The organism is Kitasatospora sp. NPDC048298 (assembly GCF_043201465.1).
Classification (GTDB): Bacteria; Actinomycetota; Actinomycetes; order Streptomycetales; family Streptomycetaceae; genus Kitasatospora.
The window spans coordinates 1-18,442 of the sequence record NZ_JBICYZ010000015.1; the positions used below are offsets into that span (position 1 = coordinate 1).

At 71.6% G+C, this 18,442-nt stretch carries 17 protein-coding genes; 5 read left to right on the forward strand and 12 right to left on the reverse strand.

Annotated features, from left to right (window positions below; translation table 11 throughout):
• The first annotated feature begins 291 nt into the window (after nt 1-291).
• Nucleotides 292-1,170: a glycosyltransferase family 2 protein gene (locus ACGF0D_RS14525; RefSeq protein ID WP_392915992.1), complete on the forward strand. Its 879-nt coding sequence runs from the start codon at nt 292-294 to the stop codon at nt 1,168-1,170.
• 155 nt (nt 1,171-1,325) lie between these two features.
• Here ACGF0D_RS14525 and ACGF0D_RS14530 read toward each other — a convergent pair whose 3' ends face one another.
• The 11 genes from ACGF0D_RS14530 to ACGF0D_RS14580 all read right to left on the reverse strand — a co-directional run bounded on the left by ACGF0D_RS14530 (nt 1,326) and on the right by ACGF0D_RS14580 (nt 12,187).
• Nucleotides 1,326-2,057 carry a hypothetical protein gene (locus ACGF0D_RS14530; protein WP_392869185.1) on the reverse strand — a complete coding sequence of 244 codons (732 nt, stop codon included), beginning with the start codon at nt 2,055-2,057 and terminating at the stop codon, nt 1,326-1,328.
• A 21-nt stretch (nt 2,058-2,078) separates the two neighbouring features.
• Nucleotides 2,079-2,765, reverse strand: coding sequence for a pentapeptide repeat-containing protein (locus tag ACGF0D_RS14535; RefSeq protein WP_392915994.1), 687 nt, complete (start codon nt 2,763-2,765; stop codon nt 2,079-2,081).
• 92 nt (nt 2,766-2,857) lie between these two features.
• Nucleotides 2,858-3,091 (reverse strand): multiple cyclophane-containing RiPP AmcA, encoded by a 234-nt coding sequence (amcA, locus tag ACGF0D_RS14540; protein ID WP_392869181.1) that lies wholly within the window; start codon nt 3,089-3,091, stop codon nt 2,858-2,860.
• Nucleotides 3,088-4,263: a cyclophane-forming radical SAM peptide maturase AmcB gene (gene amcB, locus ACGF0D_RS14545; protein WP_392915997.1), complete on the reverse strand. Its 1,176-nt coding sequence runs from the start codon at nt 4,261-4,263 to the stop codon at nt 3,088-3,090. The genes amcA and amcB overlap by 4 nt, the downstream gene beginning before the upstream one ends.
• Before the next feature lie 112 nt (nt 4,264-4,375).
• Nucleotides 4,376-4,927, reverse strand: coding sequence for a hypothetical protein (locus ACGF0D_RS14550; protein WP_392915999.1), 552 nt, complete (start codon nt 4,925-4,927; stop codon nt 4,376-4,378).
• Nucleotides 4,928-4,940: 13 nt separating this feature from the next.
• Complete coding sequence (locus ACGF0D_RS14555; protein WP_392916002.1) at nt 4,941-5,375, reverse strand: ATP-binding protein; 435 nt, start codon at nt 5,373-5,375, stop codon at nt 4,941-4,943.
• A 103-nt stretch (nt 5,376-5,478) separates the two neighbouring features.
• Entirely contained in the window at nt 5,479-6,678 is a 1,200-nt protein-coding gene (locus ACGF0D_RS14560) for a helix-turn-helix domain-containing protein (protein WP_392916005.1), read from the reverse strand.
• A gap of 45 nt (nt 6,679-6,723) precedes the next feature.
• Entirely contained in the window at nt 6,724-7,446 is a 723-nt protein-coding gene (locus ACGF0D_RS14565; RefSeq protein ID WP_392916007.1) for an HAD family hydrolase, read from the reverse strand.
• Between the two features lie 360 nt (nt 7,447-7,806).
• On the reverse strand, nt 7,807-8,550 hold the full coding sequence (locus ACGF0D_RS14570) for an alpha/beta hydrolase (RefSeq protein WP_392869170.1): 744 nt from the start codon (nt 8,548-8,550) through the stop codon (nt 7,807-7,809).
• A gap of 239 nt (nt 8,551-8,789) precedes the next feature.
• A complete protein-coding gene (hrpB, locus tag ACGF0D_RS14575; RefSeq protein ID WP_392916010.1) occupies nt 8,790-11,300 on the reverse strand; it encodes an ATP-dependent helicase HrpB in 2,511 nt (836 codons plus the stop codon).
• Between the two features lie 8 nt (nt 11,301-11,308).
• Nucleotides 11,309-12,187: a class I SAM-dependent methyltransferase gene (locus ACGF0D_RS14580; RefSeq protein WP_392916012.1), complete on the reverse strand. Its 879-nt coding sequence runs from the start codon at nt 12,185-12,187 to the stop codon at nt 11,309-11,311.
• Between the two features lie 413 nt (nt 12,188-12,600).
• Here ACGF0D_RS14580 and rpsA point away from each other — a divergent pair, with 413 nt between their 5' ends.
• Complete coding sequence (gene rpsA / locus ACGF0D_RS14585; protein ID WP_049653883.1) at nt 12,601-14,091, forward strand: 30S ribosomal protein S1; 1,491 nt, start codon at nt 12,601-12,603, stop codon at nt 14,089-14,091.
• Nucleotides 14,092-14,300: 209 nt separating this feature from the next.
• A complete protein-coding gene (locus ACGF0D_RS14590) occupies nt 14,301-16,556 on the forward strand; it encodes an MMPL family transporter (protein WP_392916015.1) in 2,256 nt (751 codons plus the stop codon).
• Here ACGF0D_RS14590 and ACGF0D_RS14595 read toward each other — a convergent pair.
• Nucleotides 16,539-16,982, reverse strand: a complete 444-nt coding sequence (locus tag ACGF0D_RS14595; protein WP_392916018.1) for a MarR family winged helix-turn-helix transcriptional regulator — start codon at nt 16,980-16,982, stop codon at nt 16,539-16,541. The two genes, ACGF0D_RS14590 and ACGF0D_RS14595, sit on opposite strands and share 18 nt — an antisense overlap.
• A 62-nt stretch (nt 16,983-17,044) precedes the next feature.
• Between ACGF0D_RS14595 and ACGF0D_RS14600 the strand changes: the two genes are divergently transcribed.
• The gene (locus ACGF0D_RS14600) at nt 17,045-17,689 is read left to right on the forward strand and encodes an MBL fold metallo-hydrolase (protein ID WP_392916020.1); all 645 of its coding nucleotides are present in this window, start codon (nt 17,045-17,047) and stop codon (nt 17,687-17,689) included.
• Between the two features lie 59 nt (nt 17,690-17,748).
• A complete protein-coding gene (gene coaE / locus ACGF0D_RS14605) occupies nt 17,749-18,348 on the forward strand; it encodes a dephospho-CoA kinase (RefSeq protein WP_392869158.1) in 600 nt (199 codons plus the stop codon).
• Nucleotides 18,349-18,442: the final 94 nt, after the last annotated feature.

The window sequence follows — 18,442 nt, forward strand, 5'->3', positions numbered from 1 at the left end:
CGCAGCACAACCCACCCCGCAAACCGCCAACCCACCAAAACCGGAAGGAACTTACTGTCCCACACTCACCCCAACCGACTTCGCCAGCAGAGTCGAGGGGCCGACTTCCTGCGCGGTGGGGTTCAGGGGTGGGGGGACCTCCCTACAGGTGAACCGGGAGCCTTCGCCTGCCGGCAGGAGCGGACGGTGTGGGATGGCGGCCCGGGAGCCGGCCGGCCCGCGTATCGACGCGGGCCTGGGCCGCGTCGCAGGCAAGATCGTTATGGGTTCCTCACGTTGGGGTCGGGTGCGATGGGCGTCACGCTAGGCGTGGTGGTGCTGACGATGGGAGACCGGCCTGCGGAGCTGACGGCGCTGCTGGACTCGGTGCGGGCCCAGGACGGCAGCGGCAGCGGTGTGCGGACCGTGGTGCTCGGGCAGGGCGTGAAGCTGTCCGAGCTGCCGGACTGGGTGGACGCCGTGGAGCTTCCCGAGAACCTCGGTATCCCCGGCGGCCGCAACGCCGGCGTCGAGCGGCTGCGCGAGCTGGGTGGCACGGACGTGTTGGTCGTCCTGGACGATGACGGCCTGCTGCCGCGCACCGACACCTTCCGGCTGATCCGGGAAGTCTTCGGGCAGGAGCCGCGGTTGGGGATCGTGGCCTTCCGCATCGCGGACGAGACCGGGCACGCCCAGCGCCGACACGTCCCCCGCCTCGGAGCCGGCGACCCGATGCGGTCCGGGCCGGTCACCACGTTCCTTGGCGGCGGGCATGCCATCCGGATGCGCGTGATCGACCAGATCGGGCTGTTCCCCGCCGAGTTCTTCTACGCCCATGAGGAGACCGACTTCGCCTGGCGCGCCCTGGACACGGACTGGCGCATCGACTACCGCGCCGACATGGTGCTCCAACACCCCCGCACCGACCCGGCCCGGCACACCACCTACTACCGGCTGACGGCCCGCAACCGGGTCTGGCTGGCCAAGCGCCACCTGCCCGCGGCGCTGGTGCCGGTCTACCTCACCTCCTGGGCGCTGTACACGCTGCTCCGCCGGCCGCCGCTGTCCGGCCTCAAGGCGTGGTGGTCCGGCTTCTTCGAGGGCGTGTGCACGCCGTACCCGCCGAGGCGGCCGATGCGGTGGAGCACGGTGTGGCGGATGGCGAAGCTGGGCCGACCGCCGGTGTTCTGAGCGGTAAGGCTGTGGGGGTGCGCAGGAAGTCGGCGGGGCCGACTTCCTGTGTGTGGCAGCGCCCCGCGGTGCGGATGCAGGAAGCTTCGAGTGCTGCCACGCAGGCGCAAGGCGCTCGCTCTCCTGGACCGCACACGGCTGCCGCGTCCGGTCGGTCAGATCAGTGACGGGAACGCCCCGATCGGCCAGTGGTCGAGCCAGAACGCGGCGGTGGAGGGCTCGGGGAGGCCCATCGTGGAGCCGTCGTGGGGCAGTAGTTCGGTGGGGGCGAGGTATCCCTCGCCGGGGTCGAGCCACAGCCGCAGGCAGCGCAGCGGATGCCCGGCGTGGACGTAGGCTCGGATGTCGTCGGTGTGAGGGTGGTGCGTTGGATCGTCCCTGCCGAGGCGGCGACAGATGGTCAACGCGTCGGTGTCGCCGACGAGGAGGTAGCGGGAGCCAGGGCCCGCGTTGAAGCAGAGCCTGCGGCGGGACAGCCGGCGGTGGGCGTAGGGGAGCCGGTCCCAGTTGTCGAGGTGGATGCCGAGCCGTTTCCCGTTCGCGGGGTTCACCGTGGCGGTGAGATCGCCCGCGGGGGTGGTGGCGTGGTTGGCGTACCAGGTACGTGCTGAGGGGGCGAAGGGCGGATGGGCGGTCCACCAGGGGCCGTCCACGGCGTCCAGCGTGCGGAGGGTGGGGAAGGCGACGAGTTCGACGGCCTCGGCTTCCGGTGCGTGGTGCGGTGCGCGTAGGAGATTGGCCTCGGCCGGGCTGATGGGTGTCCACTGGCCGGTCGGGACCACCGTCCCGTCCTCGTGAGCTGGGTGGTCGTGGGCGACGGTCGTGCTGGTGATCTGGCAGCGGTCGCGGAGCTTGGCGTAGTCGGTGAAGACGATGAACGGCCGCACGTGGGCCCCTCCGGGTGACGGTCAGTGGTGCTGCGGCAGGTCCTCGCTGAAGGTGACGTTCAGTTCGGCGAGGAGGGCATCGGTGAGCTGGTACTGCTGGGTGCGGCTGATCACGGCCTCCCGTAGGTTGCCGACGCCACGGACGGTGGACAGGTCGCTGCCGCTGAGGTCGAGGTTCTTGTAGCTGCCGGCCTCGAATGCGGTGGCGCGTAGCGTGCAGTCGCGCATCACCACGCCGGTGAGGTCGCAGCCGGTGAAGGTGGCCTCGGTGAGCACGCACCGGTCGAAGACGAGGGGGCCGCTCGCGCGGACCTGGTCGAAGGTGGCGTAGTCGAGGCGGCAGTTCTCGAACAGGACGCTGTCCAGGACGGTGCCGGTGATGGCCGCACCCATGAGCCGGCAGTCTCGGATCAGGGTGCGGGAGGCCTTGGTGCCGGTCAGCTGGAGCGAGCCGAGGTCGCCGGTGGTGATCTGGACGGAGCTGAACCGGACGTTCTCGATGGTGGTCCGCCGGGCGGTGACGTTGTGCAGGATGCCGTTGCGCAGATCGGCCTCGGTGAGGTCGAGGTCCCGCAGGTCCTGGTCGGTGTAGCGGAACTCGGTGACCGTGCTGCCGGGCCTGGGCGGGGAGCTGATGACGCCCAGGTACGGGTCGTCGGCCAGGTCCGGGAGGGTGACGGTGGTGCGGCCGTAACGGCGGGTGGGCACGGGGTCCTCCGGTCGGTGGTCGGGTGCCGCCCGCTGCCCTGGGAGGCAGCGGGCGGCATGGGTTGGGGAGGGCCCATGGTGCTGCCGTGGTGTCAGCGGTTGGACCAGTCGGACCAGGACGGTCCGTTGTTCCAGTTGTCCCAAGGGGCACTCTGCCAGTTGTCCCAGGACGGGGCGTTGTTCCACGGGCCTCCGCCGCTGTTGTCCCAGGTCGGCTGGTTGCCCCACTCGATCGTGGGCGTCCCGTCCGACGGGGCCACGGCGGTGATCAGATCCGCGACGGCGGAAGCGTTGTCGGCGGCGGAGAGCTGTTCCAGAACGGTCACGTGGTTCGCTCCTTGCGTACGGTGTCGGCCAGTGCCAGGACCGGGGCCTGCTCGGTGACGCGGCAGTAGTCGGTCTCGGCGACGGCGAAGGTCTGGTGCTCGAAGTAGCGGTTTCCGGCCTGTGAGCCTCGGCAGTAGTCGAAGAACTCGCAGGTGGACTCGCACTCCTCCAGGCCGGTCAGGAACTCGCCCACGTAGCTCAGCCGGTGCGCCTCGCGCAGGATGGCGCTGATCGGCTGTTCGAGGACGTTCCCGGCCCGGAAGTCGTTGTAGGTGGGCGCGGTGATGCCCGCCAGTTCGGGAGACAGCAGGAACACGTCGCCGTTCCTGGCGATGGTCGGCAACGGGTCCACTCGGCTCAGGTGCGCGCGGTCCGCGCGCTGGGTGCGGCTCATCCTCAGGTACCGGCCGAGACGTTCCAGCTCCCGTACCGGGGCGGTGCCGCCCGGCTGGCGGCGCGACCAGGCAAGGACCTTGAGCCAGAACTCGATGGCCTGTTCTCGGGTAGGTGGGTGACGCTCGGTGTTGACGCCCTCCGACTCCTCGATGTTGAGGCCGATACTGACCGGTCGGAGCGCGGCAAGGAAGTCGAGGAGTCGGTCGGGGTGGGTGATGTTCTCCCGGCTGACGACGGCGATCAACGAGAACGGGACACCGCGGTGCTGCAGCCGCTCGACTCCCCTCATGATCCGGTCGAACGCCGGGCGGCCCCTGCGGTCGGTGCGTCGGAGGGTCAGATCCTTCGGGCCGTCGATGCTGACGCCGACCCGGAACCCGTACTCGGTCAGGAGGTCGCACCACTCGTCATCGATCAAGGTGGCGTTCGTCTGGACGGCGTGCTCCAGCAAGCCCTTGCGGCGCAGTTCCTCGAACGGCTGGAGCAGTTCCGTGAACCGTCGCCGTCCGAGTGCCAGCGGCTCTCCGGCGTGCCAGATCAGGCCGAGGGGCTTGCGGTGGTGGCCGCCCACCAGCTCGCTCGCCGACCGTGCGACGGCCTCGGCGACCGCTGTCGGCATGGGGGTCTTGTCGTCGCGGTCGGGCAGGTAGCAGTAAGTGCAGTCCAGATTGCAGAAGCCGGTCGGCTGGACCACCAGGTTTCGGGGAACGCGGTGGATCCGGTGCTGGTAGCGGCGCAGCAGGGCCGCCTGCTGATGGGGTGGCGCGGTGTTCACGGTCGGTCCTCTCCGTTCGGCGCGAGGAAGGTGTGGACGTGTGCGATTCCGGCCCTGGGTCGGCGCATCGGTTCTTACCGCGCGCAGGAAGTCGGCGGGGTCGACTTCTGGTTCAGGTGCGGGTGGCTTGGGTGCGGCAGTGGGTGAGGGCGTATTTGAGGCGGGGGTCGGGGTTGGGGGTGGTGGTGAGGAGTTCGCCGGCGGTGGTGAGGGTGGTCCAGTAGGTGGTGGGGTCGCCGGTGCGGGGGAGGGGGTGGGTGGCGGTGAGGGAGAGGTAGGCGGTGGTGAGGTTGCCGGTGGTGAACCAGCGCGTCAGGCCGTGGTGGTGGCCGGGGCGGATGCCGCCGATGGCGTCGATGGCGGTGAGGAAGAGGGCGACGATGGTGTGTTCGGTGGGGGTGAGGGGTTTGGGGATGTCGAAGACGCCGAGGGCTTCGAGGAGTTCGCCGGTGTCGGCTTCGGAGTTGGGGCGGGGGTCGGTGAGGAGGGCGTCGTGGCAGTCGGCCAGGCGGCGGGTGGTCTCGGCGTGGGGGATGTCGAGGGCGAGGCAGATGGCTCGGGCGACGGGCAGGGGGCGGTGGCCGAGACGGGCGAGAAGCGCGTAGGTGGCGGCGGGGGTGGCGCCGCGGGAGAGAGTGTGGCGGGCGAGGGTTGAGAGGTTCACGGGGAGCGGACTTTCAGACGGTGACGAGCGCGAGGGCCGGAACGGGGGCGATGTGGGCCCAGACGAACTTGCCGATGCCGCCCGGGTGGGAGGCGCTGCCCCAGCGTTCGGCGAGCTCGTTGACGAGGAACAGGCCGCGGCCGTGCTCGTCGTCCAGGGTCGGCACGTGGAGGGCGGGGTGCTCGGAGCTGGTGTCGTGGACTTCGATCCGCAGGCGGGAGTTGACCAGGGAGAAGCGGACTTCGATGTGCCGGTCGTCGGGCGCGTCGGAGTGTTGGACGGCGTTGGCGAAGAGTTCGCCGAGGAGCAGTTCGGCGGTGTCGCCGTAGCGCTGGCCCGAGGGGAGTCCGGAGAGGTACGCCCGGAGCAAATAGCGGGCCAGGGGCGTGGATTCGGTCCGCGAGTCGAGACGTGCGACGAACGTGCGGGGCCGGCTGGCAGTGAGCATGGTGCCTAGGCTGCCGACGAATCGGGAGCCCGTGAACGTGCGGCGCGTACCACTTTCGGAAGTCGTACCGGCCCCGGGTGATACGCCCCGTATCGGTGTGGTCTCAGTGCGTGAAGAGGCTGATGCCGAGAATGCTGCCGAGCTTGCGCACGCGCGTGGTGCTGGCGTGGCCGGCCCGTTGCATGATCGCTCCCGGTAGGGCCTGGTGTCGGGCCCAGTCGGGGTGTGCGCTGCATACCTGGAGCAAGGTGTCCAGAGCGGCGTCGTACTGGCGGGTGTCGGCTTGCGCGAGTGCGATGTCCAGAGCGAGCCGGTTGCGAGCGGCCTGTGGCAGCGGGGCCAGGTCCCCAAGGGAGCGGGCGAGCGTCAGGGCCTTTCCGGGTTCGCCGATGACGGTGTGCATGCCGACGGCCTGTGCGGTGACCGTGGTCGGCCCGTAGCTGGTGCCGTTGATCATCACGTCGTGGCCCATCCGGGCGGCGACCGCGTGCGCCTGGGAGAGTAGGTCGCGGGCCCGGTCGGCGTCGCCGTGGCGGGTCGCGACGACAGCGGCGAAGGTGACGTGCCATCCATAGGTGGCCAGCGTCTCAGGATCACGTTCTGTATAGCGGGGTTCGATGGACATGAACGCGTTCTCGGCGGTCGTGGTGGCTTGGTCGAGACGTGCGTCTCGCATGTAGATCCATGACCGGCCGCAGTCCACCATGGCTGCCCGTAGTGGGTCGGCGGCCTTGAGGACGTGGCGGCGTGCGTGTCCGATCGCCGCGTACGCGAGGTCTCGGGCGCCATGGAACTGGGCGGCGTAGGAGGCGAGCCGGTAGGCGTCGGCGAGGATGCCGTGGGCCGAGCACTGCTCGCCGTCCGGGGCAGAGCGCAGTAGGGCGGCGGCCTCCGTGATGGCGGGGGCGGCGAGGCCGCCGGCGCGGGTGTAGTCCCCGGCCCGGTAGTCCGCCCAGGCTCGTGCCAGATCGGCCCGCAGTGCTGCGGCGTCCGGTGGTTCGACATCGGTTCCGACCCCTGCGGCGGTGTCGTGCACGGTCCGGGACAAGCTGTGCAGCATCGCCCGGTCACCGATCAGTGACGCCCTGCGGGGTGCCTGTTGCCCGAGGATCACCGAGACGTCCGCGTGCAGCGCGGCGGACAGCTTGAGTAGCGACGGCAGCCCGATGCTGCCTCCTGCCTTCTCGGCCTTGCGGACAGTCGGCACGGACACCCCGGCAGCCTCGGCGAGTTCTTCCTGTGTCATGCCTGCTCGCAACATCTTGATGCGTTGGCCAGTGGAGTAGTCGGACCACTGCGTCATGGGTGCCTCCGAAGGTGAGCGGCCTCGAAGCGGACCGTACCTCCGTCACTTCGCGCCCGGTACCGGAACGGCTTGACTGTCATCCGTGTTGACGACGGCCCGGGTCGTGGCGGGGACGCCGAGCAGGGTTGTGATGCGGGCGGCAGTGCCGGGTGTGCCGTCGGCGAGGACGGTGGTGATGCCGAGCGCTTCGGCCGGGGGAAGGTTCCTCGGGTGGTCGTCCACGAACAGGCACGCCTTGCCGGGTAGTCCGAGCCGATCCAGGGTGAGCTGGTAGATCGCCGGATCGGGTTTGGCGATGCCCTCGCGCTCGGAGATTACCGCGACATCGAACAACTCCCACACGCCCAGGGCCTCGTACGGGTCGTACGGGTCGAGGCCGAAGGAGTTGGAGAGCAGCGCGACCGCCAGGCCGGCCTGACGTGCCGAGCGGGCGAGCGCGATCATGTCGTCGGCCGCACGGACGCCCGACCACGCCCGGCCCATCAGGTTCTCGTGTTGTGGCACGCCGAGGATGGGAGCCACCCGCCGGTTCCACTCCGCCTGGCTCAGGCGTCCGGCTTCGAGTTCGGTGTACAGCTGGCTTGCCTCCGGGTCATGGCCGAGCGTGTGTCGCCATGCCCCGGCATCGAGGCCCTGGGCGAGGCACCATGCGCGGTGAGCGGGTCCGGCGTTGGCTGTCAGTACGCCGACGAAGTCCAGGATCAGAGCCGCGAAGGGAAGTTCGGGTTCGCGGGGACGGGTCACGGTCGGGGCAGTCGGTGCCATGGCGGGTGTCGTCCTCCGGTGGAGTGGCTTCTCCAGGACCGTACCCGCTGGACTTCTGTCACTTCCGGCCGTCGCGTGCGGCAGTGAGTGAGGGCGTACTTGGGGCGGGGCGGGGCGGGGCGGGGTTGGGGGTGGTGGTGCGGGAGCTCGCCGGTGGTGACGAGGGTGGTCCAGTACTCACGGGGTGAACTCAGGCTGGTTGCCCGCCAGTCGGGCAGTGGGGCCTTCTGCGACTACTTCTGGGGGCTTCGGGTACCGCGGGCCCCTGCCAACGTGGCAGGGGCCCGCGGTGTAGGGAGCTGCGGCCCGTCCTCGATGAGCGGCGTCCTTACCGCCTACCGCCGGCCTGACGGCCCGGACTCACTTCAGGTGGCGGGCGAAGAAGCGGGCTCCGGCGTCGAGTTCGTGCTGCGGGACGCCGGTGTGCCCGCCCATGTTGGCGTGCAGGGTCTTCTCCTGGGAGCCGAAGGCGTCGAACAGGTCCAGGGCTGCCTGCCGGGGGTTCCCCTCGTCGTCCCACTGCAGCAGGACCTGCAGCGGGATGGTGACCTGCCGGGCCTCCTCGAAGATGGCGGCGGGCACGAGACTCCCGGCGAAGAGACCGGCGGCCGCGATGCGCGGCTCGACCACCGCCAGCCGGACGCCGATGGAGATGATTCCCCCCTCGTATCCGACCGGGCCGCCGATCTCGGGCAGCGCAAGGAGGTCGTCGAGCGCTGCCTGCCATTCCGGGACGGACTTCTCGACCAGCGGGAGGATCAGGGCGTCGATGATCTCGTCGCTGACCGGCTCCCCCGCCTCCATGACCCGGCGCAGGTCGGCGCGGGCCTGATCGGCGGCGGCCCAACGGGGACGGTCACCGCTTCCGGGGAGCTCGATGGTGGCCGAGGCGAAGCCGTACTCCGCCGCGTAGTACCGGGCCCGACCCGCCAGCCGGGGGTACATCTTGCCCAGTCCGAGCGGCGGGGGGCAGATCAGGATCAGCGGCACCGGTGCGGACACGGAGGCGGACGCGGGCGTCCACAGGATGCCGGGGATCTCGCCGAGGGTGAACTCGCGCTCGATGACGCCGTCGTCGAAACGCTGCTCAGAAGTGAAGTGCATGGTCGTGCCTTTCGGGAGTGCTCAGAGATGGCGCTCCCGGACGACGACCTATCGCCCGACCGTGACCCCGGAGGGGAGCACCCATGTCGATACTGCGTTCACGGGTACCACCTCCTCGTTCTCTCACACGGCCTCCGGAAAGGTAGCAGTGGTCGCCGTGGTCCGCCAAGCGGGTTGTTGCGAACGGGGATCCGGGCGGCGCGACTGACTCCGCTGCCGGGCGGCGTCAGTCGCGCAGGCTACTTCCGGGCGTTGGTGCGGCGGGTGGGCTCGGCCGTCGTCGGGTCTTCGGGCCAGGGGTGGCGGGGGTAGCGGCCCCGCAGATCGGCGCGGACGGCGCGGTAGCCGTCGCGCCAGAAGGACTCCAGATCACCGGTGACGGCGGCGGGGCGGCCGGCGGGGGAGAGCAGGTGGATGGTCAGCGGGACGCGTCCGCCGGCCAGGGCAGGAGCGGCCGTCCAGCCGAAGAGTTCCTGCAACTTGACGGCCAGCACGGGGCGTTCGGTGGTGTAGTCGACGCGGATCTTGGATCCTGACGGCACGGTGATGCGTTCGGGGGCGAGTTCGTCCAGGCGGCCCGCCTCGCCGGTGGTCCAGGGGAGGAGGCGCTGGAGGGCTGACGTCGTGTCGATCCTGGCGAGGTCGGATCGGCGGCGGGCGCGGGAGAGTTCGGGTTCCAGCCACTCGTCGGCGCGGTCCAACAGCCCCTCGTCGGAGACGTCGGGCCAGGGTTCACCGATGGCGGTGTGGAGGAAGGCCAGACGCTCGCGCAGGTTGGACGGGAACGTCAGCAGCGCGCTGACGCCTTCGCGAGCCAGGCCTTCGAGGAGGGCGGCGCGGACCAGTTGGGCGTCGGGGCGGTTGAGGGGCTTTTCGGCGAGTTCGATCGCGCCCAAGGATTCCACCCGGCGGGAGACGACCTCACTTCGCCGGCTGTCCCAGTGGACCTCCTCGCGGGCAGTCACCAGCGCCGCTCCGGCGGCCAGCGCGGTGTCCTCGTCCAGCGCCGCGGCGTGCAGCACCCGTGCCGAGTGCGAGCCGGCCGGGCGGTCGGCGACCGCGACGGCGAGCCAGGGCAGCGCGCCGAGTGCCGTGCCCGGGGCGAGTTCGGCGGCGGTCCCGCTCGCCATCAGGTACGGGCTGCGCTCGCCCGGCGCGGGCCGCTCGACCCGGGCGCGGGCGATCCGTTCCGGGAAGGCGAGGGCGACGACCAGCCCTGCGGCCGTCGAGTCGGGCAGGTCGGTGGCGGGTTCGTCGGAGGTGGCGCGCAGCAGGCGGCGGACTTCGTCGCGCCAGCGGCCCGCGTACGGGTCCCGGGAGGAGCGAACGGTCCGCCACACCGCGCCGAGGTCGTCCCCCAGGGCCCGCGGCGGTTCCTCCGACAGCAGCGCGACCACTTCGGCCGCCCGCCGAGCCCCGACCGCCGCCGCTCCGTCGACCAGGGCGCGGCCGAGCCGCGGGTGCAGCCCCGTGCGGGCGAGGCGCATGCCGCGCTTCGTCGCCCGCCCGTCGGAGGAGACCGCCCCCAGCGCCTGGAGGGTCTGCCGGGCGGCGGCCATCGCCCCCGCCGGTGGCGCGTCGGGCAGGGCGAGGCCGGTGGCGTCCGGGTCGCCCCAGCAGGCGGCCTGGAGGGCGAACGAGGTGAGGTCCGCGAGCGCGATCTCCGGGGTGGGGAAGCGTGCCGCGAGGGCGTCCTCGGCCTCGTTCCAGCAGCGGTAGACGGTGCCGGGCGCCTCGCGCCCGGCGCGGCCGGCCCGCTGGCGCGCGGCGGCGAGGGAGGCCCGGACGGTGACGAGCCCGGCGAGGCCGCGGGCGTGGTCGGTGCGCGGCTCGCGGGCGAGCCCGGCGTCCACGACGACCCGTACGCCGGGCACGGTGAGCGAGGACTCGGCGACGGCGGTGGCCAGCACGACCCGGCGGCCCTCCCCACGGGAGAGGGCCGCGTCCTGGACGGCCTGCGGGGCGCGGCCGTGGAGTTGCAGGACGTCGACGCCCACTGCGCCCAGCGCCCCGGCCACCCGGGCGATCTCGCCGACGCCGGGCAGGAAGCAGAGCACGTCCCCGTCCTGCTCGGCGAGGGCTCGCCGCACCACCGAGGCGACGTGGTCGAGCAGCGCCGGGTCGACCCGGGTGCCGTGGGCGGGCCGGACGGCGCGCGGCGGTGGCGCCCAGAGCACCTCGACCGGGTGGGAGACGCCGTGCGCCTCCACCACGGGCGCGCCGCCGAGGAGTTCGGCCCAGGCCTCGGTGTCGGAGGTGGCCGAGGCGCAGACCAGCCGGAGTTCGGGCCGCAGCGCCGCCCGGACGTCGAGCAGGAAGGCGAGCGCGGTGTCGGCGTCCAGGTGCCGTTCGTGGCACTCGTCGAGCACGACCACGTCCACACCGGGGAGCTCCTGGTCGCGCTGGAGGCGCTGCAGCAGCACTCCGGTGGTGACCACCTCGACGACCGTCTCCGGCCCGACCCGGCGCTCGCCGCGCACGGTGTACCCGACCCGGCCGCCGACGGCCTCGCCGAGCAGCCAGGCCATCCGCCGGGCGGCGGCCCGTACGGCGAGCCGGCGCGGTTCGGCGACCAGCACCCGCCGTACCGGGCCCTCGGAGGAGAGCAGCCCCGCCAGGGCGAGCGGCACCAGCGTCGTCTTGCCGGTGCCGGGTGGTGCGGCGAGGACGGCGGCGCCGTGCTCGTCCAGCGCGCTGTGCAGGGCGGGCAGGGCGGTGTGGACGGGCAGTTCGCGCCAGGCCGGGTTCATCGGGGCGCTCAGCCCCGCTCGGTGACGAAGATCGCGGTGCCGGGGATCAGCCGCCCCCGCAGCGGGGACCAGCCGCCCCACTCCTGCTCCAGGCCGGCCGGCCACTCGGGCTCGACCAGGTCCACCAGGCGGAAGCCGGCGGTGACGAGTTCGCGGACCCGGTCGCCGAGGGTGCGGTGGTGCTCGACGTAGGTGGCGCGGCCCTGCTCGTCCTGTTCGACGTACGGGGTGCGGTCGAAGTAGGAGGACATCGCGGTGAGGCCATCGACGCCCGGCTCGTCGGGGAAGGCCCAGCGGATCGGGTGGGTCACCGAGAACACCCAGCGCCCGCCGGGCCGCAGCACCCGGTGCACCTCGCGCATCAGGGCGACCGTGTCGGCGCTGAACGGGACGGCGCCGTAGGCGGAGCAGGCGAGGTCGAAGGACGCGTCGGCGAAGGGCAGCACGGCGGCGTCGGCCTGGACGACCGCGACGGGTACGGTGCCGCGGCCGAGGTCGATCCGGCGGGAGTGCTGGAGCTGGCGGTAGGAGATGTCCAGGGCGACCGGTCGGGCTCCCCGGGCGGCCAGCCAGCGGGAGCACTGGGCGGCGCCGGCGCCGATCTCCAGGACGTCCCGGCCGGCCACCTCGCCGAGCAGGTGGGCGTCGGCCTCGTCCAGGCCCTCGGGGCACCAGGTGAAGCGGTCGTCGCCGAGGAACTCGCCGTGCTCGTCCTGGTACTCGTCGGCGTTGCGGTCCCACCAGTGCCGGCTGGCCCGGCTGCTCTCCCCGGTGCCGGCCTCCCTGCGGGTGGCCTCGTCGCCGTCCTCCTCCTCGGCCCGCGCGGGGGAGGTGTCAAGATCGTGCAGGTCTGACTGGGGGGTGGTGGCCACGGTGACAATGCCCATCGCGTAGGGTATGTAAGTGCGGAAGCGCCGCTGCCGCGAACCGGCCCGTAAGGGTCCGGATCCTGGCGGTGGCATCCGGGGACAGGGCCCCTTCGGGCGCCGCCGCGAGGCGCGCATTCGGAGGATATGGCCTGATCCGTACCGGGCTCCACCGTCTTGCCGTCCTTCGGCATTGACCGTGCCTGGCCGTCCCCGTATGCTACAAGTTGCGCTGCGGGCCTGCGCGCCTCGGACGGAGCAGGTCGCGCTCGCATCTGTCGAAGACCCCACGGTCGCAAGACGGACGCCGGTTCTCGTTGTACGGGATCCTGGTGTGCCGTGTTCTTGGCTGTCCGGCTTTCGGTGGGAGCGATACAGGCCCTCCGCGTGGCATTACCTACGACTTTCATGTCCGTACCGGAGCCCTTTTCCTAATGACGAGCCCCACCGACTCCTCCCTCAGCACCACCCCGCAGGTCGCGGTCAACGACATCGGCGACGCGGAGGCGTTCCTCGCCGCGATCGACGAGACCATCAAGTACTTCAACGATGGCGACATCGTCGAGGGCGTCATCGTGAAGGTCGACCGTGACGAGGTCCTCCTCGACATCGGTTACAAGACCGAGGGCGTCATCCCGTCCCGCGAGCTCTCGATCAAGCACGACGTTGACCCGCACGAGGTCGTCGCCGTCGGTGACAACATCGAGGCCCTGGTTCTCCAGAAGGAGGACAAGGAGGGTCGTCTCATCCTGTCCAAGAAGCGCGCTCAGTACGAGCGTGCCTGGGGCACGATCGAGAAGATCAAGGAAGAGGACGGCATCGTCACCGGTACCGTCATCGAGGTCGTCAAGGGTGGTCTCATCCTCGACATCGGCCTCCGTGGCTTCCTCCCGGCCTCGCTCGTCGAGATGCGTCGTGTCCGCGACCTCCAGCCCTACGTGGGCAAGGAGCTCGAGGCCAAGATCATCGAGCTGGACAAGAACCGCAACAACGTGGTCCTGTCCCGCCGTGCCTGGCTGGAGCAGACCCAGAGCGAGGTCCGCCAGACCTTCCTCACCACCCTGCAGAAGGGCCAGGTGCGCTCCGGCGTCGTCTCCTCGATCGTCAACTTCGGTGCCTTCGTGGACCTGGGTGGCGTCGACGGCCTGGTTCACGTCTCCGAGCTGTCCTGGAAGCACATCGACCACCCGTCCGAGGTTGTCGAGGTCGGCCAGGAGGTCACCGTCGAGGTTCTCGACGTTGACATGGACCGCGAGCGCGTCTCCCTGTCGCTGAAGGCGACCCAGGAGGACCCGTGGCAGCAGTTCGCCCGTACCCACCAGATCGGCCAGGTCGTTCCGGGTAAGGTCACCAAGCTGGTTCCGTTCGGTGCGTTCGTCCGCGTGGACGAGGGCATCGAGGGTCTGGTCCACATCTCCGAGCTGGCCGAGCGCCACGTCGAGATCCCGGAGCAGGTCGTCCAGGTCGGCGACGAGATCTTCGTCAAGGTCATCGACATCGACCTCGAGCGTCGTCGCATCAGCCTGTCGCTGAAGCAGGCCAACGAGGCCCTGGGTGCCAACCCGGCCGAGGTCGAGTTCGACCCGACCCTGTACGGCATGGCCGCCTCGTACGACGACCAGGGCAACTACATCTACCCGGAGGGCTTCGACCCCGAGGCGAACGACTGGCTGCCCGGCTTCGAGAAGCAGCGCGAGGAGTGGGAGCGCCAGTACGCCGAGGCGCAGTCCCGCTTCGAGCAGCACCAGGCCCAGGTCATCAAGAGCCGCGAGGCCGACGCCCAGGCTGCCGAGGAGGGTGGCGACGCCGTCGCCGCTGCCGCCGGTGGCTCCTACTCGTCCAGCAGCGACGAGGGCTCGGGCGCCCTGGCCTCCGACGAGGCCCTGGCCGCCCTGCGCGAGAAGCTGGCCGGCGGCCAGAGCTGAGGCTCTCGCTTCCCGCTAGCCGATAGCTAGACGGTGGGCCCCACCCGGAATTTCCGGGTGGGGCCCATTTCGTTTTTCGCGATGATTTATACCGGCTTGACTTATGTGAAGCTGATGTGAAGAAAAGTGTGAGATGAGGCTCATTGCCCATCTATAGGCCTTGGTTCGGGTTCCACCTAGATTGAGGGGAGCTGCCCGAAAGGCTTCTCATGCGCAATACCTCCTCCGCCGCCCCCACCGCCGTGGTCGGCGGCCGGCTCGCGGCCATCGGCCGGTTCTGCTTCCGTCACCGTCGCTGGGTACTCGGCCTGTGGGCCGTCGTCCTGGTGGTCGGCGTCCTGATCGGGGGCCGGGTCTTCGAGGGCTCGGTGGCCGGGGCGTCCTCCGCCAGCGCCGAGGCCGACCGGGGGAGCGCGGTGGTGGCCGCGGCCGACCCGGCCAAGGGCACCGTCACCGCCGTGGTGGACGGTAAGCCGGTGGACGATCCGACGGTGAAGGCCGCCGTGGAGCGGGCCACCGCCGAGATCGCCGCCCTGCCCGGGGTCTCCTCCTCGCTCGACGCGTACGGCACCGGCCCGGAGGCGGCCGCGCTGAGCTCCGCCGACGGGACGGCGAGCCTGGTCACCGTTCGGATGGCCGACACCGCGAGCACCGCCCAGACCGACGCCGTCACCGCGCGGCTCGCCGCGCTGGACGGAGTGGGCGGCGCCCACGTCACGGTCGGCGGGGACCTGGTGCTCCAGCAGGAGGTCAAGCAGCAGACCGAGAAGGACACCCGGTTCGGTGAGCTGGTGACGCTGCCGCTCACGCTGATCGTCATGGTGCTGGTCTTCGGTGGGCTGGCGGCGGCCTCACTGCCGGTGATCGGGGCGGTCGCCTCGGTGGGCGGCGCGCTGCTGGCCATGTTCGGTTTCAGCCGGATCATGGACATCGACACCAGCGTGCTGCCGATCGCCACGGTGCTGGGGCTCGGGCTCTCGATCGACTACGCGCTGCTCATGGTGAATCGTTTCCGCGAGGAACGCGGCCTCGGCGCGGGCATCGCCGCCGCCGTGGAGCGGACCGCGGCGACCGCCGGCCGCACCGTCGCCTTCTCCGGGCTGACCGTGGCCGTCGCGCTCTCCGGCCTGTTCGTCTTCACCAGCCCGGTGCTCGGCGCGGTGGCGGCGGCCGGAGTGAGCGTGGTGGTGATCGCCGTCGCCGCGGCGCTCACCCTGATCCCCGCGCTGCTCGGCTTCGCCGGCGCGCGGATCAAGACGCCCACCGCGCCCGTCGCGGACGAGGGGTTCTTCAGCCGGACCGTGCGCCGGGTGCGCAAGCGGGCGGTCGCCGTCACGCTCGCCTCCGTCGCGCTGCTGATCGCGGCCGGGGTGCCGTTCCTCCACGCCGACATGCGCAACTCCGGTGCCGCGGTGCTGCCCGCCTCCTCGGCCGGGCGGCAGGTCGCCGAGACGATCGACCAGCGCTTCCCGCAGGTCTCGGCCGCGCCGATCACGGTGGTGGTCGAGGGCGGGGCGTCGGTGGCCCAGGCGTACGCGGACGACGTGATCGCCAAGCTGCCCGGGGTGAGCGGGGTGCGGGCGGTGTCGCCGGTGGGCGACACGGTCTCCACGATCGACGTGCTGGTGCACGGGGACCCGCAGGGCGCACAGGCCAAGCAGGTGGTGGAGGAGCTGCGGGCCGACCGCGGCGGGCTGACCACCTACGTCACCGGCGGCGCGGCCTCGGTGGTGGACTTCCAGGACGAGCTGCTCTCACGCGGGCCGTGGGCGCTGGGCCTGGTGGCGGTCGGCACCCTGGTGCTGCTGTTCCTGATGACCGGCTCGGTGGTGATGCCGGTCAAGGCGCTGCTGATGAACCTGCTCTCGCTGGGCGCCTCGCTCGGCGCGCTCACCCTGGTGTTCCAGGACGGCTGGTTCAGCGGGCTGCTCGGGTTCAGTCCGACCGGCGGGCTGGAGACCTTCATCCCGGTGCTGGTCTTCGCCTTCGCCTTCGGGCTGTCGATGGACTACGAGGTGTTCCTGCTCTCCCGGATCAGGGAGCTGACCCTGCGCGGGCACGACTGCGTCCGGGCGGTGGAGCTGGGCGTGCAGCGCAGCGGTCGGATCATCACCTCGGCGGCGCTGCTGATGGTGATCGTCTTCGCCGGGTTCGCGCTCGGGGACATGCTGATGGTCAAGCAGATGGGCATCGCGCTGGCCGTCGCCGTCGCGGTGGACGCCACCCTGGTGCGCTGCCTGCTGGTGCCCGCCGCGATGAGCCTGTTCGGCGAGTTCAACTGGTGGGCGCCCGCTCCGCTGCGGCGGCTGCACCGGCGGTTCGGGCTGAGCGAGCACGTCGACCTGCCGGAGGTCCGGCCGGCGGCGGTCCCGGTGCCGCGGCCGGTGGCGGAGCCAGTGGGAGAGGGCCCGGCGGGAGAAGCGCCGGCGGGCAAGGACCTGGTGGGCTCAGCCCAGTCGGCGTAGCAGGTCGACCGCCGCGCGCAGCCGGTGCTGCTCCTCGGGGGTGAGCCGGGCCTCGATGGCGGTGGCGATCCGGTGCTCGCGGCGGGCGCGCTGGTCGAGCAGGGCGCTGCGGCCGGCCTCGGTGGCGGTGACCAGCAGTTTGCGGCCGTCGGTGGGGTGGGGCTGCTGGGTGACCAGTCCGGCCTCGGTCATCAGCGCGACGGTGCGGGCCATCGACTGGTGGCGGACCCGCTGGAGCGCGGCGAGTTCGGCGACCGTGCAGGTGCGCCCGTCGCGGACCAGCAGGCCGAGGACGCCGGCCTGGTTCTGCGGCAGCTCGTCGCCGTCGCGCAGGGAGCGGACCAGGCCCCCGAGGGCGGCGCGCAGGTCGGCGGCGAGTTCCAGGGTGTCCGGGTGCGGGTGCGGGTGCGGGGCTTCGCTGCTCATGGGATGAGTCTACCGGGAAGATCTACAGCATCGCTGTACAGTCTTGCTGTATGGTTCCCGGCATGCGAATCACCAAGTTCGGACATGCCTGCGTACGCGTCGAGCACGGCGACACCACCGTCGTCGTCGATCCCGGGGCGTTCACCGACTCCGCCGCCGCGCTGGCCGGCGCGGACGCCGTCCTGATCACCCACGAGCACATGGACCACTTCGAGGAGTCCGGGCTGCGCGCCGCGCTGGAGGCCGACCCGGCGCTGCGGGTGTGGACCAACCGGGCCGTCGCCGCACAGCTGGACGGCGTGGCGCGGCGGGTCACCGTGGTCGGCGAGGGCGACGCCTTCGAGGTCGGCGGGCTCGGGGTCTCGGTGCACGGCGAGTGGCACGCGGTGATCCACCCGGACATCCCGCGGGTGCACAACATCGGCTTCCTCTTCGACGGTCGGCTGTTCCACCCCGGCGACGCGTTCACCGTGCCGCCGCACGCCGTGGAGACACTGCTGCTGCCGCTCGCGGCGCCGTGGAGCAAGGCCTCCGAGGTGATCGACTACGTCCGGGAGGCCGGTCCGCGCCGGGCGGTGCCGGTGCACGAGGCGGTGCTCAGCCCGATCGGGTTCGCCGTGCAGACCCGGCTGGTCGGGCCGCAGGGGCCGGGGACGGGGGCGGAGCTGACGGTGCTGGGGGAGGGCGAGAGCCTGGAGCTGGACTGAGCGGGCTCCGGGGGTGGCCCGTACTGACGGGCCCGGTGCCGCGCCGGTAGCCTGACGCCATGCTGAAGATCGGACTGACGGGTGGCATCGGCGCGGGCAAGAGCGAGGTGTCCCGGCTGTTCGCCGCGCGCGGCGCGGTGATCGTGGACTCCGACGTGATCGCCCGCGAGGTGGTCGCCCCCGGGACGGACGGTCTGGCGGCCGTGGTCGCCGAGTTCGGACCGCAGGTGCTGCGCGAGGACGGCACGCTGGACCGTCCCGCGCTCGGGGCGGTCGTGTTCGCCGACCCGGAGCGGCTGAAGGCGCTCAACGCGATCGTCCACCCGCTGGTGCGGGACCGCGCCGCCGAGCTGGAGGCGGCGGCCGCGCCGGACGCGGTCGTGGTGCACGATGTGCCGCTGCTGGCCGAGAACGGCCTGGCGCCGCTGTACGACCTGGTCGCGGTGGTGGACGCGGCCGACGAGGTGCGGGTGGACCGGCTGGTGCGGCTGCGCGGGATGGCCGAGGAGGAGGCCCGGGCCCGGATGGCCGCACAGGCCTCCCGGGAGGACCGGCTGGCGATCGCCGACCTGGTGATCGACAACAGCGCCGGCCTGGCGGAGCTGGAGGCGCGGGTGGACGAGGTCTGGGCGGAGCTGGCGCGGCGCGCGGCGGCCTGAGCCCGGGCTTCGGCTGAGGGCCGGGGCCGCGGATACACGCTGCGGATACGGCCCGCGGATACGGCCGGGGTTCGGTGCCGGGGTTCGGTGCCGG

What these genes read in the sequence shown, in the direction of transcription:
- ACGF0D_RS14600 (WP_392916020.1), top strand. Translation starts at nt 17,045, where the DNA reads ATGCGAATCACCAAGTTCGGACATGCCTGCGTACGCGTCGAGCACGGC.
- ACGF0D_RS14525 (WP_392915992.1), top strand. Translation starts at nt 292, where the DNA reads ATGGGCGTCACGCTAGGCGTGGTGGTGCTGACGATGGGAGACCGGCCT.
- ACGF0D_RS14595 (WP_392916018.1), bottom strand. Translation starts at nt 16,982, where the DNA reads ATGAGCAGCGAAGCCCCGCACCCGCACCCGCACCCGGACACCCTGGAA.
- ACGF0D_RS14590 (WP_392916015.1), top strand. Translation starts at nt 14,301, where the DNA reads ATGCGCAATACCTCCTCCGCCGCCCCCACCGCCGTGGTCGGCGGCCGG.
- ACGF0D_RS14580 (WP_392916012.1), bottom strand. Translation starts at nt 12,187, where the DNA reads ATGGGCATTGTCACCGTGGCCACCACCCCCCAGTCAGACCTGCACGAT.
- ACGF0D_RS14555 (WP_392916002.1), bottom strand. Translation starts at nt 5,375, where the DNA reads ATGCTCACTGCCAGCCGGCCCCGCACGTTCGTCGCACGTCTCGACTCG.
- hrpB (WP_392916010.1), bottom strand. Translation starts at nt 11,300, where the DNA reads ATGAACCCGGCCTGGCGCGAACTGCCCGTCCACACCGCCCTGCCCGCC.
- ACGF0D_RS14565 (WP_392916007.1), bottom strand. Translation starts at nt 7,446, where the DNA reads ATGGCACCGACTGCCCCGACCGTGACCCGTCCCCGCGAACCCGAACTT.
- ACGF0D_RS14560 (WP_392916005.1), bottom strand. Translation starts at nt 6,678, where the DNA reads ATGACGCAGTGGTCCGACTACTCCACTGGCCAACGCATCAAGATGTTG.
- ACGF0D_RS14570 (WP_392869170.1), bottom strand. Translation starts at nt 8,550, where the DNA reads ATGCACTTCACTTCTGAGCAGCGTTTCGACGACGGCGTCATCGAGCGC.
- coaE (WP_392869158.1), top strand. Translation starts at nt 17,749, where the DNA reads ATGCTGAAGATCGGACTGACGGGTGGCATCGGCGCGGGCAAGAGCGAG.
- rpsA (WP_049653883.1), top strand. Translation starts at nt 12,601, where the DNA reads ATGACGAGCCCCACCGACTCCTCCCTCAGCACCACCCCGCAGGTCGCG.